The sequence below is a fragment of the Kitasatospora aureofaciens genome (assembly GCF_019192735.1).
Classification (GTDB): domain Bacteria; phylum Actinomycetota; class Actinomycetes; order Streptomycetales; family Streptomycetaceae; genus Kitasatospora; species Kitasatospora aureofaciens_A.
In genome coordinates, this window is the sequence record NZ_JAHTKP010000047.1 from 28,676 (window position 1) to 42,186 (window position 13,511).

General features: G+C 74.7%; 4 protein-coding genes (1 of these 4 cut by a window edge). 2 read left to right on the top strand and 2 right to left on the bottom strand.

Annotation, left to right across the window (positions count from 1 at the left end):
* Positions 1–10,555: the 3' end of a type I polyketide synthase gene (locus KV557_RS31235; protein WP_218204919.1), read on the top strand. 20,081 nt of this gene lie to the left of the window's left edge; 10,555 of the gene's 30,636 nt are visible here — the last part of the coding sequence; its start codon lies beyond the left edge, outside the window; its stop codon occupies positions 10,553–10,555.
* 160 nt (positions 10,556–10,715) lie between these two features.
* Positions 10,716–11,600, top strand: a complete 885-nt coding sequence (locus KV557_RS31240; RefSeq protein ID WP_218204920.1) for a N5-glutamine methyltransferase family protein — start codon at positions 10,716–10,718, stop codon at positions 11,598–11,600.
* A gap of 51 nt (positions 11,601–11,651) precedes the next feature.
* On the opposite strand, the gene KV557_RS31245 is transcribed toward KV557_RS31240, so the two are convergent.
* Both KV557_RS31245 and KV557_RS31250 read right to left on the bottom strand, forming a co-directional pair.
* Positions 11,652–12,500: an ABC transporter permease gene (locus tag KV557_RS31245; RefSeq protein WP_218204921.1), complete on the bottom strand. Its 849-nt coding sequence runs from the start codon at positions 12,498–12,500 to the stop codon at positions 11,652–11,654.
* On the bottom strand, positions 12,497–13,504 hold the full coding sequence (locus KV557_RS31250; RefSeq protein ID WP_218204922.1) for an ATP-binding cassette domain-containing protein: 1,008 nt from the start codon (positions 13,502–13,504) through the stop codon (positions 12,497–12,499). Before KV557_RS31250 ends, KV557_RS31245 begins: the two co-directional genes overlap by 4 nt.
* Positions 13,505–13,511: the final 7 nt, after the last annotated feature.

Consider the following 13,511-nt stretch of genomic DNA (forward strand, 5'->3'; position numbering starts at 1 on the left):
GCTCAACGTTCTCACCGGCCTGCGGCTGCCCGCCACCCTCGCCTTCGACCACCCCAACGCCCAGGCGGTGACGGAGTACATCGTCGCCGAGCTGGGCACGCAGCCCGGGGGCGCGAGCGGTGCCGGGGCCCTCGGCGAGGCCGAACTCCGCGCCGCGCTGCAGTCGATCCCGACCCGCCGCCTGCGCGACGCGGGCCTGGTCGACACGCTGCTCGACCTGGCCGAGGCACGGGTCCGGCCCGACGATCTGCGCACGGAACCGTCCGAGGACGAGGCCGGGGCCGACTCGGGGCCCGGCCGTCAGGACCCGATCGCCATCGTCGGCATGTCCTGCCGCTACCCGGGCGGGGTGACCACGCCCGAGGAGCTGTGGCGCCTGGTGACGTCCGGCGCGGACGCGATCTCCCCGTTCCCCGCCGACCGCGGCTGGGACCTGTCGGCGCTCCGCGTCGACCCCGCCGGAGGCCCGGAGGCGTACTACACCCGCGAGGGCGGATTCCTGGACGGCGCGGCCGAGTTCGACCCCGGGTTCTTCGGGATCTCCCCGCGCGAGGCCCTGGCGATGGACCCGCAGCAGCGGCTCACGCTGGAGCTCTCCTGGGAGGCGCTGGAACGCGCGGGGATCGACCCGACCGCCCTGCGCGGCACCCGGACCGGCGTCTTCGCCGGGGTGATGTACCACGACTACCCCGGAAGTGACGGCAACGGCAGCGTCGTGGCCGGGCGCGTCTCGTACAAACTCGGTCTGGAGGGCCCGGCCGTCGCGGTGGACACCGCCTGCTCCTCCTCGCTGGTCGCCCTGCACCTGGCCGTGCAGGCGCTGCGGCAGGGCGACTGCTCGCTCGCGATCACGGGCGGCGTGACGGTCATGGCGACGCCGGGCGTGTTCGCCGAGTTCGGCCGACAGGGCGCGCTGGCACCCGACGGGCGGTGCAAGTCCTTCGCGTCCGCGGCCGACGGCACCGGCTTCGCGGAGGGCGCCGGGTTCCTGGTCGTCGAACGGCTCTCGGACGCCCGGCGCAACGGGCACCCGGTGCTGGCCGTCGTCCGCGGCAGCGCGGTGAACCAGGACGGCGCATCGAACGGCCTGACGGCGCCCAACGGCCCGTCGCAGCAGCGGGTGATCCGGCAGGCGCTCGCGAACGCACGCCTCGGCGCCGACCAGGTCGACGCGGTCGAGGCGCACGGGACGGGGACGACACTGGGTGACCCGATCGAGGCGCAGGCCCTGCTCGCCACCTACGGCCGGGACCGCACCGAGGACCGGCCGCTCTGGCTGGGCTCGGTGAAGTCGAACCTCGGCCACACCCAGGCCGCGGCGGGAGTCGCCGGCGTGATCAAGATGGTGCTCGCGATGCACCACGGCGAACTGCCGTCGACCCTCCACGTCGACGAGCCGAGCAACCAGGTGGACTGGTCCGAGGGGGCCGTACGGCTCCTGACCGAGAGCCGGGCGTGGGCCCCGGGCGACCGCCCGCGGCGCGCCGGCGTGTCCTCCTTCGGCATCAGCGGCACCAACGCCCACGTGATCGTCGAGGAGGCCCCGGCCGCCCCCGACGGCACCACGGACGCGTGCCCCGAGCCCCGGGTCGTCCCGTGGCTGCTTTCCGCGGCCACCGAGGATGCTCTGCGCGCCCAGGCCGAGCGGCTGCTCGCGGCCGTCCCGGCCGACGGTTCGGTGGCCCCGGCGGACATCGCCTACTCGCTGGCCACGACCCGCGCGTCGCTCGAACACCGGGCGGCCGTCGTCGGCGACGGGACGGACCAACTCCTCGCCGGCCTGCGCGCGGTGGTCCAGGGCGAGGCTCCGACCGGCGTGGCGACGGGCGGGCGGGTCGCCTTCCTGTTCTCCGGGCAGGGCTCGCAACGGCTCGGCATGGGAAGGGAGTTGTACGAGCGCTTCCCAGTGTTCGCGGAGGCCTTCGACGCGGTGTGCGCGGGGCTGGACGAGCATCTGGACCGGCCGCTTCGCGCCGTGGTGTGGGGTGAGAACGAGGAGCTGCTGAACCAGACGGCGTACGCCCAGGCCGGGCTGTTCGCCGTCGAGGTCGCGCTCTACCGCCTGGTCGAATCCCTGGGCGTGCAACCGGAGTTCGTGGCCGGACACTCGATCGGTGAGGTTGCGGCGGCTCACGTCGCCGGGGTGTTCTCCCTCGCTGATGCCTGCACGCTGGTCGCGGCACGTGGGCGTCTGATGCAGGCGCTCCCGTCCGGCGGCGCGATGCTCGCCGTGCAGGCGACGGAGGACGAAGTCCTGCCCCTGCTCGGTGACTTCGTCTCGATCGCGGCTGTGAACGGCCCGTCCTCGGTCGTCGTCTCCGGCACCGAGGAAGCCGTCGCAGCCATCGAAGCCCACTTCGCGGACCGGAAGACGACGCGCCTGCGCGTGTCGCACGCCTTCCACTCCCCGCTCATGGACCCGATGCTGGAGGACTTCCGAGCCGTCCTCAACGGCCTGTCGTTCCAAGCACCTTCGATCTCTCTGATCTCGAACCTGACCGGCGCCCTGGCCGAGACCGACCAGCTGTGCACCCCCGACTACTGGGTGCGCCACGTCCGGGAGGCCGTCCGCTTCGCCGACGGCGTCCGTACGCTCCAGGCCCACGGCGTCACCCGCTTCCTCGAACTCGGCCCCGACGCCATCCTCACCGCCCTTGCCGCGAGCACACTGCCTGACGACGAGGCCGGGCTGATCGCCGCGCTGCGCCGGGGACGCCACGAGGAACCGACGGTCGTCGAGGCGCTGGCCCGCCTGCACGTACTCGGGGTGCGGGTGGACTGGTCGGCCTTCTACGCCGGAACGGGCGCCCGCCGCGTCGCTCTGCCGACGTACGCCTTCCGGCACCGCACGTTCTGGTCGGACGCCTCGGCCTTCTTCCCCACGGCCGAGTCCGCCGGACTCAGGTCCGCCGATCACCCGCTGCTCACCGGTTCCCTGGAACTGGCCGGGTCGGCCGGGCTGGTGTTCACCGGACGGCTCTCGGCGCGGTCGCACGGGTGGCTGGCGGACCACGTGGTGATGGGTGCGTTGTTGGTGCCGGGCACGGCGCTGGTGGAGCTGGCCGTGCGTGCCGGGGACGAGGTCGGCTGCGACCTCGTCGAGGAACTGACCATGGCCGCACCTCTGGTGCTGCCCGAGGACGGTGCCGTCCGGATCCAGGTGCGGCTGGACGAGCCCGACGGCTCCGGACGTCGTGCGGTCGGCATCCACGCCACGGCGGACACCGGGCCGGAGCCGGTCTGGACCCTGCATGCGAGTGGCGTGCTGGGCTCGGGTGCGGTGCCGGCGGAGTTCGACGGGTCGGTGTGGCCGCCGGTCGGTGCCGAGCCGGTGGACCTGTCCGGTCTGTACGAGGGGCTGGCGGAGGCCGGTTTCGAGTACGGTCCGCTCTTCCAGGGTCTGCGCGCGGCCTGGCGCACCGGGGACACGGTCTTCGCGGACGTCGCGCTGCCGGACGGGACCGAGGGCGCCGGCTTTGGCCTGCACCCGGCGCTGTTCGACGCGTGCCTGCACGCGTTCGCGCTGGGCGGGTTCGGAGAGGGAGCCGCGGGCGTGCCGTTCGCATGGGAGAACGTGGCGCTGCACGCCTTCGGCGCGTCGTCCGTCCGGGTGCGCCTGACGCGTTCGGCGTCCGGCGGGCTGTCGCTCGCCGTGGCCGATGCCGGCGGCAGGCCGGTGGCCTCGGTCGGCGCGCTGACGGTGCGGCCGCTCGCCGCCGAGCAGCTTGCCGCCACGGCAGGAGTCGGCCGGGACGAGCTCTTCCGGGTGGACTGGGTGCCGGTGAAGCCCGTCGACGCCGGTCCGGAGTTCGTGGAAGCCGTGTCGCTGTCGGAGCTGGTGGAGGTGCCGCCGGTGGTGGTGGTTCGGCTGGCTCCCGGTGAGGTGCATGCCCTGACCGCCCGTGTGCTGGAGCTGGTGCAGGCGTGGCTGTGGGAGGAGCGGTTCGCCGCCTCCCGGCTGGTGTTCGTGACGCGCGGTGTGGTGTCGGGCGCTGATCCGGCCGGGGCTGCGGCCTGGGGTCTGGTGCGGTCGGCGATGTCGGAGGAGCCGGGCCGGTTCGGCCTGCTGGATCTGGCGGACGACGAGGACGAGCTGCCGCCTGCCGCGCTCGGCCTGGACGAGCCGCAGGTGCTCGTCCGCGACGGCGAGGTGCTGGCGGCCAGGCTCGCCCGGACCGAACCCGCATCCGACTCCCCGGTGTGGCCGACCGAGGGCAAGGTCCTGATCACCGGCGGCACGGGCGGGCTGGGTCGCCTGCTCGCCCGCCACCTGGCCTCCGAGCACGGCGTGCGGGGTCTGCTGCTGGTCAGCCGTCGGGGCGCGAACGCGGAAGGAACCGACCAGCTGATCGCCGAGCTGGCGGACCTGGGCGCCGAGGCCGTCGTCGAGCCTTGCGACGTGGCCGACTCCGCTGCCATCACCGACCTGTTCGCCCGCCACGACATCCGCGCGGTGGTGCACACCGCAGGCGTCCTGGACGACGGCGTGGTCGGCTCGCTCACCCCCGAGCGCGTCACCGCCGTCCTCCGGCCGAAGGCCGACGCGGCCTGGAACCTGCACGAGGCGACGAAGGACCGCGAGCTGTCCGCGTTCGTCCTGTTCTCGTCGATGGCGGGCACGTTCGGCAACGCCGGTCAGGCCGCCTACGCGGCGGGCAACGCATACCTGGACGCCCTCGCGCTGCACCGCCGTTCGCTGGGACTGCCGGCCGTCTCGCTCGCCTGGGGCCCCTGGACCGACGTGGCCGGGATGACCGGCACCCTCACCGAGGCCGAGATCCAGAGGATGACGCGAGCCGGCGTGCCGCCGCTCGACCCGGCGCGCGGGCTGGCGCTGTTCGACGCCGTCGCCGCCGGGCCCGAGCCGGTCGTGCTGCCGGTCCGGCTCGACCTGCCGGTCATGCGGAACCTCGGCGACGTCCCCGCCCTGCTGCGCGGCCTGGTCCGCACCCCCATGCGCCGGGCGGCCACGGCCCCGGCCGCGATCGACCTGACGCGACGGTTGTCGGGGCTGGGCGCGGACGAGCGGCATGAGGTGGTGCTGGACCTGGTGCGCGACCAGGTCGCGCTGGTGCTGGGACACGAAGGCCGGTCGATGGTGGATCCGTCGCGGGCGTTCCAGGACTTGGGCTTCGATTCGCTGACGGCGGTGGAGCTGCGGAACCGGCTGCGGTCGGTGACCGGGCTCCAGCTGCCCGCCACGGTGGTGTTCGACTACCCGACCGCGCACGCGCTTGCGGGCTTCGTGCTGGACGGCCTGTTCGGTGCCGAGTCGGTGACCGAGCTGCCCGGGGCGCTGCCAGTGCTGTCCGATGATCCGATCGTCATCGTGGGGATGGCGTGTCGGTATCCGGGTGGGGTGGAGTCGCCGGAGGATCTGTGGCGGCTGGTGGCCGACGGTGTGGACGCGGTCTCGGACTTCCCGGCCGAGCGCGGCTGGGACGTCGAGTCGCTGTACAACCCCGACCCGGATCACACCGGCACGTCCTACACGAGGACGGGTGGATTCCTGAGCGCGGCGGCCGCGTTCGACGCGGGCTTCTTCGGGATGAGTCCGAGGGAGGCATTGGCGACGGATGCGCAGCAGCGCCTTCTGCTGGAGACCTCGTGGGAGGCGTTCGAGCGAGCCGGCATCGACCCGGTGTCGCTGCGGGGAAGCCGGACGGGTGTGTTCGCGGGCGTGATGTACGCGGACTACGCGAGCCTGCTCGGCGGTGGTGAGTTCGAGGGCCACCAGGGCAGTGGCAGCGCGGGGAGTGTCGCCTCGGGCCGGGTGTCGTACACGCTGGGCCTGGAGGGTCCGGCGGTGACGGTGGACACGGCCTGCTCGTCGTCGCTGGTCGCCATGCATCTGGCGGCGCAAGCGCTGCGGACCGGGGAGTGCTCGCTGGCACTGGCCGGCGGTGTGACCGTGATGTCCACCCCGGCGACGTTCGTCGAGTTCTCCCGGCAGCGCGGCCTGGCCGCGGACGGCCGCAGCAAGGCCTTCGCCGAGGCGGCGGACGGCGTGGGCTGGGGCGAGGGCGTGGGCCTGGTGGTGCTGGAGCGTCTGTCGGACGCCCGGCGCAACGGGCACCGAATCCTCGCGGTCCTGCGTGGCAGCGCGGTCAACCAGGACGGCGCGTCCAACGGCCTGACGGCGCCGAACGGCCCGTCCCAGCAAAGGGTGATCCGGCAGGCGCTGGCGAGTGCCGGCCTGTCGGCGTCCGAGGTGGACGCGGTGGAGGCGCACGGCACGGGCACGACGCTGGGTGACCCGATCGAGGCGCAGGCCCTGCTCGCGACGTACGGCCAGGATCGTCAACACCCGTTGCTGCTGGGCTCGATCAAGTCGAACATCGGCCACGCCCAGGCGGCGGCCGGCGTGGCGGGCGTGATCAAGATGGTGCTGGCGATGAAGCACGGAGAGCTGCCGAAGTCTCTGCACATCGACCGCCCCTCCTCGCACGTCGACTGGACGGCGGGCGCCGTCGAGCTGCTGACCGAGCGCACCGAGTGGCCGACGGCGGACAGGCCGCGCCGGGCGGGGGTGTCGTCCTTCGGAATCAGCGGCACCAACGCGCACGTGATCCTGGAGCAGCCCGAACCGGTGGCCCCGGGGGAGATCGCCCCCGCACCCGGCATGCTGCCGTGGGTGGTGTCGGCCAAGTCGGAGGCGGCACTGGACACCCAGGTCGCGCGCATCGCGGACCTGCCCGGGCAGTCGGCCGTCGACGTGGGCTCCACCTTGGCCGGCCGGTCGAGCTTCGCGCACCGCGCGGTGCTCGTGGACGGCTCCGAGGTTGCTCGGGGCGTCGCGACTGAGGGCAAGAACGCGTTCCTGTTCTCCGGCCAGGGCTCGCAACGGCTCGGCATGGGACGGGAGTTGTACTCCCGCTTCCCCGTGTTCGCCGACGCCTTCGACGCGGTGTGCGCGGGGCTGGACGAGCACCTGGAGCAGCCTCTCCGCGCCGTGGTGTGGGGCGAGGACGAGGACCTGCTGAACCAGACCGCGTACGCCCAGGCCGGGCTGTTCGCCGTCGAGGTCGCGCTCTACCGCCTGGTCGAATCCCTCGGCGTCCGTGCCGACTTCCTCGCCGGGCACTCGATCGGTGAGGTCGCCGCAACTCACGTCGCGGGGGTGTTCTCCCTCGCCGACGCCTGCGCGCTGGTCGCCGCACGCGGGCGCCTGATGCAGGCTCTCCCGTCCGGCGGCGCGATGCTCGCCGTCCAGGCCGCCGAGGACGAAGTCCTGCCCCTCCTCACCGACTTCGTCTCGATCGCCGCCGTCAACGGCCCGTCCTCGGTCGTCGTCTCCGGCACCGAGGAAGCCGTCGCAGCGATCGAAGCCCACTTCGCGGACCGGAAGACGACCCGCCTGCGGGTCTCGCACGCCTTCCACTCCCCGCTCATGGGCCCGATGCTGGAGGACTTCCGGGCCGTCCTGACCGGCCTCACCTTCGCCGAGCCGAAGATCCCGATCGTCTCCAACCTCACCGGCGACCTGGCCGAGCCCGACCACCTCCGCACCCCCGACTACTGGGTCCGCCACGTCCGCGAGGCCGTCCGCTTCGCCGACGGCATCCGCACCCTCCACACCGCCGGCGTCCGCCGGTTCCTCGAACTCGGCCCCGACACCGTCCTCACCGCCCTCACCGCGAGCGCCCTGCCCGACGACGAGGCGGCGGCGGTCCCGGCCCTCCGCAAGGACCGTCCCGAGGAGGCGACCGTCCTGCACGCCCTCGCGCGGCTGTACGTCCGCGGCGCGAAGGTCGGCTGGCGTGCTCTGTTCGCCGGGACGGGCGGGCGCCTCGCCGACCTCCCGACGTACGCGTTCGAGCACCGCGACTACTGGCCGACCGGCGCGCCCGGCGGCCGGGGCGCCGAGGCGGCCGGGCTGCGGTCGGCGGAGCACCCGCTGGTCACCGGCGCGCTGGAACTGGCCGGCAGCGACGGCCTCCTGTTCACGGGTCGGCTGTCGGCCCGGTCCCACCCCTGGTCGGCGGACCACGTGGTGCTGGGCTCGGTGATCCTGCCGGGCACGGCGCTGGTCGAGCTGGCCGTCCGGGCGGGCGACGAGGTCGGGTGCGACGTGGTCGAGGAGCTGACGCTGGCGGCGCCGCTGGTCCTGCCCGGGACGGGCGCCGTGCAGCTACAGGTCGCGGTCGGGGCGCCGGACGACTCGGGCCGGCGGTCCGTGAGCGTGCACTCGCGGCCCGGTTCGGGGGCTCTGCAGCCGTGGACCCTGCACGCGAGCGGAGTGCTGGGGACGGGCGCGGCGCCGGCGGAGTTCGACGCGTCGGTGTGGCCGCCGGCCGGCGCCGACCCGCTCGACCTGACCGGCCTGTACGACGGGCTGGCGGAGGCCGGGTTCGGGTACGGCCCGGCGTTCCAGGGGCTGCGCGCGGCCTGGCGCCGCGGGGAGGAGCTGTTCGCCGACGTCGCGCTCCCGGACGGAGTCGACGGCACCGCCTACGGCCTGCACCCGGCGCTGTTCGACGCCTGCCTGCACACACTCGCGCTGCACACGCTCGCACCGGGCGGGCTCGGCGAGGGCGCCGCCGGGGTGCCGTTCGCGTGGGAGAACGTGGCGCTGCACGCCTCCGGCGCGTCCGCGCTCCGGGTGCGCCTGACGCCCTCGGCGTCCGGCGGGCTGTCGCTCGAAGCAGCCGATGCCGGCGGCAGGCCGGTGGCCTCGGTCGGCGCGCTGACGGTGCGGCCGGTCAGCGCCGACCAGCTCGGCGCCGCCGGACCGGTCGGCCGGGACTCACTGTTCCGCCTCGACTGGGTGCCGGTCGAAGTGGACCAGCCGGCGATCCCGTTCGTCGAAGTCGAGCCGAGCGCACAGGCGTTGGCCGAGCTGTCGGACGTCCCCCCGGTGGTGCTGGTCACTCTCCCCGCCGGCGGTGCCGAGTCGGTGCACGCCCGGGCGGCCGACGTCCTGGACCTCGTCCGGACGTGGCTCGCGCACGAGCGGTTCGCCGTCTCGCGGCTGGTCTTCGTCACCAGGGGCGCGGTGTCCGGCGCCGACCTCGCCGGGGCCGCAGTCTGGGGCCTGGTCCGCTCGGCGGCCTCCGAGGAGCCGGGCCGGTTCGGCCTGATCGACCTCCCGGCCGACGAGCACGAGCTGCCGTCCGCCGCCCTCGCCCTGGACGAACCGCAACTCCTCATCCGCAACGGCGAGTTGCTCGCCGCTCGGCTCGTCCGGGCCGAGCCCTCGACCGAGGCGGCGCGCTGGCCCGCCGAGGGCACGGTCCTGATCACCGGCGGCACCGGCGGTCTGGGCCGCGCGCTGGCCAGGCACCTGGCGGCCGGGCACGGGGTGCGCCGCCTGCTGCTGGTCAGCCGCAGCGGTCCCGACGCCGACGGGGTCGACGCCCTGGTCGCCGAGCTGTCCGAGCTGGGCGCCGAGGCCGTCGTCGAGGCCTGCGACGTCGCCGAACCGTCCGCCGTGGCAGGCCTGTTCGCCCGGCACACGATCCGGGCGGTGGTGCACACCGCGGGTGTCCTGGACGACGGCGTGATCGGCTCCCTCACCCCCGAGCGGGTCTCGGGCGTCCTGCGGCCGAAGGCCGACGCCGCCTGGAACCTCCACCGGGCCACCGAGGGCGTGGACCTCACCGCCTTCGTCCTCTTCTCCTCCGCGGCCGGGACGCTCGGCAACCCCGGCCAGGCCAACTACGCCGCCGCCAACGCCTTCCTGGACGCGCTCGCCCGGCACCGCCGCTCCCTCGGCCTGCCGGCCGTCTCGCTGGCCTGGGGCCCGTGGGCCGGCACCGGCGGCATGACCGGCGGCCTCACCGAGGCCGAGACCGAACGGTTGGCCCGCGCGGGCATGCCGGCGCTCGGCGCGGAGCAGGGGCTGGCACTGTTCGACGCCACCGTGGCCAGTGCGGATCCCGCCGTCCTCCCGCTCCGGCTGGACCCGGTTGCCCTCCGGCAGCGCGGCGAAGTGCCGCCGCTGCTGCGCGGCCTGGTGCGCATGCCGGTGCGGCGCGGCTCGGCCGCCGGTGCGGACGGCGGTGCCGGCGGCGGTGCCGAGTTCGTCCGGAGGCTGTCCGAACTCCGGGGGGCCGAGCGGCACGAGGTCCTCCTGGAGGCGGTCCGCCGGCAGGTGGCCGCGGTCCTCGGCCACACCGAGGCGTCCGGGGTGGATCCGCAGCGGGCCTTCCAGGATCTCGGGCTGGACTCGCTGACGGCCGTCGAACTGCGCAACCGCCTGAGCGCGCTCGCGGGCCTGCGGCTGCCCGCCACCCTGGTCTTCGACCACCCGACAGTCGCGGAACTGGCGGACCACCTCTTCGACCGCCTCGGGCTCGAACCGGAACCGACCGCGGGCCCGGCCGCCCTGCTGGCCGAACTCGACCGCCTGGAGCAGGCGTTCGGCACCACGGCGGCGGACGAGGGCCTGTTCGACCAGGTCGCCGCCCGCCTGGAGGTGCTCCGCGCGAAGTGGCTCGCCGCCCGCAGCATGTCCACCGGTGAGCCCGCCGAGTCCGGAGCCTTCGACTTCGAGTCGGCCTCGGACGACGAGATGTTCGACCTCCTGGACAACGAACTGGGCCTCGCCGACTGAGAACCGGTCCCCACCCCGCCGCAGGAGCCCGCACCCAGCGGGCTCCTGCGGCGTGTCCCATGCGTTGGCGCCAAGTCTGAATGCTCACCTAGCTTCCCCGGCCGCAGAGTTGGCGGCATTGTGCGGCCGCGAGTGCCGCACGGCGGACTGGGAGGCGACAGTGAGATCGACGACACTCGGGGATCTGCTCGACGAGGCGGTCCCGATTCTGCGCGCGACGGCGCAGGCGGAAGCGCGGCGGGAGGTGGAGGAGCTGGCCGCGCGGGTGCTCGGGGTGGAGCCGGCGGAGCTGGACCGGGAGCGGGTGCTCGACGGCCGAGCGGTCCGCCGGCTACGGGACCTGGTGGGCAGACGAGCCGACGGGGTGCCGCTGGGGCACCTGACCGGACGGGCTGTGTTCGCGGGCCTCGAACTCGTGGTCGGACCGGGCGTGTTCGTGCCCCGGGTGCACAGCGAGCTGGTACTGGCGGCGGGCCGGGAGACCGTCGCGGGCATCGCCGGGCCGACGGTGGTGGACCTGTGTGCGGGGTCCGGCGCGATCGGGCTGGCCTTGGCCGCCGGGCGGCCGGACGCGCAGGTGCACGCGGTCGAGTTCGATCCGGTCGCCGTGGACTTCGCCCGCCGCAACGCCGCCCGGCGCGCCGCTCTCGGGGACACCGCGGTCACGGTGCACGAGGGCGAGGCCACCCGGGCGGGTGCGCTGACCGGGCTGGACAGGCGGGTGGACCTGGTGCTGGCGAACCCGCCGTTCATGCCGGACGCGGCGGAGGTATCGGACGAGTTCGGCCGCTATCAGCCCCGGCAGGCGGTGTTCGGGGGCGCGGACGGTCTGCGGGTCGTCCGGCAGGTGGTGGAGGCCGCGGCGGGGCTGCTGCGCGCGGGCGGTGTGCTGGTCGTCGAGCACGGCCACCTTCACGGTGCGTCGGTGCCGGCGCTGCTGCGGGAGTCGGGGTGCTTCGCGGACGTGTCGTGCCGTCCGGACCACGACGGCTGGCCGCTGTACTCGGCGGCCGTCCGCACGGAAACCGGTGACCGTACCTCCTGACGGCGGCCGGCCCCCTTCCGCAGCGACGGAAGGGGGCCGGGCCGATGTGGGTCAGCGCGGCGTCAGCGGCCGGCGGAAGCCGAGGACCGCGAGGCCCGCGCCGACCGCCGCGAGCGCCGCGCCGAGCAGCAGCGCCGACACGGCGGTGCCCGTCCCGGGCAGGCCGAGGGCCAGCGCGCGCGTCGAGTCGATCGCGTACGTCAGCGGGTTGACCCGGGAGACCGCGGCGAGCCAGTCCGGCAGGTCGGCGGTCGGGACGTAGGCGCTGGAGGCGAACATCAGCGGCAGCACGGCGATGATCGCCAGGTTCTGGATCGGCTCGGCCCGGCGCAGCCAGGCCGCGGCGGCGATGAACACCCAGCCGAGTGCCCAGCTGATGAACAGGGTCAGCCCGACGGAGGCGGCGACCGCGGCGGCTCCGCCGCGCGGCGCGTAGCCGAGCACGGCGGTACCGAGCAGCAGGATGATCCCGGCCTGGACGGCGCCGCGCACCAGGGTGGTGAGGCTGCGGGCGATCAGCAGCGAGCTCGGCGCGACGGGCAGGCAGCGCAGCCGGGCGACGATGCCGTTCTGCAGGTCCTCGACCAGTCCGACCCCCGACTGGACGGCGGACTGCACGGCGTTGTCCACCAGGACGGCCGGGAGGACGAAGTCCAGGTACCGGACGCCCGGGGGGAAGTGCGGCGGGAGCCCCATCTTGCCGAAGACCTGGGTCAGCACCACGAGGGTGATCACGGGCTGCAGCAGCCCGAAGAGCAGGACGGCGGGGTCCGTCACCAGCGAGCGCAGCGACCGCCCGGTGAGGATCCGGACCTGGGTGAGCCGCGAACTGCCGCGCCAGGCGGGTGGCGCGGACGTCGGTGTGCGGGGCGGCCGGCTGGTGTCGAGCGTGGTGGTCACCGGGCGGGTCCTTCCGGGCGGTCGGGGCGGTGGGCCAGGGCGAGGTAGACGTCGTCCAGGCTGGGCTCGCCGAAGGAGAGTTCGGCGGCCTCGATGCCCACCCCGTCGAGGGCCCGGACCACGGCCGCGATGTCGCGGGTGGCCTCGATGGGGACGACCAGCGTGGCGTCCTCGCGGCCCGCGACCGGCGCCAGCCCGGCGCGGCGCAGCGCCTCGGCCGCGCGGGCCGGGTCGTCGGCGCCGTCGAGGACGACGGTGACGGTGCGCCGGCCCACCCGGGCCTTGAGTTCGGCGGGGGTGCCGCCGGCGATCACGGATCCGCCGGAGAGGACGGTGATCGAGTCGGCGAGCCGGTCCGCCTCCTCCAGGTACTGGGTGGTGAGCAGGACAGTGGTGCCCTCGGCCACCAGCCCTTCGACGATCTCCCACAGGCCGAGCCGGCTCACCGGGTCGAGGCCGGTGGTCGGCTCGTCGAGGAAGACCACCTCCGGGCGCCCGACCAGGCTCGCGGCCAGGTCGAGGCGGCGGCGCAGGCCGCCGGAGTAGCCGCGGGCGGGCCGGGTGGCGACGTGCCCGAGCTTGAAAAGGTCCAGCAGCTCGTCGGCCCGGGCGCGGGCGGCGCGGCGGCCGGCCCCGAGCAGCCCGGCGAGCAGGACGAGGTTGTCGCGCCCGCTGAGCCGTCCGTCGACGGTGGCGTACTGGCCGGTGAGGCCGATCCGCCGGCGGACCTCCGCGGGCCGGCGGCGGACGTCGTACCCGGCGACGGCGGCCCGGCCGGAGGTGGGCGCCAGGGCGGTGGTGAGGACGCCGACGAGGGTGGTCTTGCCGGCGCCGTTGTGGCCGAGCAGGGCGAGGACGCTGCCCCGGCGGACGGTGAGGCTGACCGCGTCGAGCGCGCGGACGGTGCCGAAGGTCATGCCGACGTCGACCGCCTCGATCACGATGTCGTCGGCGCCCGGACGAGCGCCCGGGTGCGAGGGCGGAGCAGGAGTACGGCCGGTCATGGGCGGG

Coding starts and splice junctions, on each gene's coding strand:
- KV557_RS31250 (WP_218204922.1), bottom strand. CDS start 13,504: ATGACCGGCCGTACTCCTGCTCCGCCCTCGCACCCGGGCGCTCGTCCG.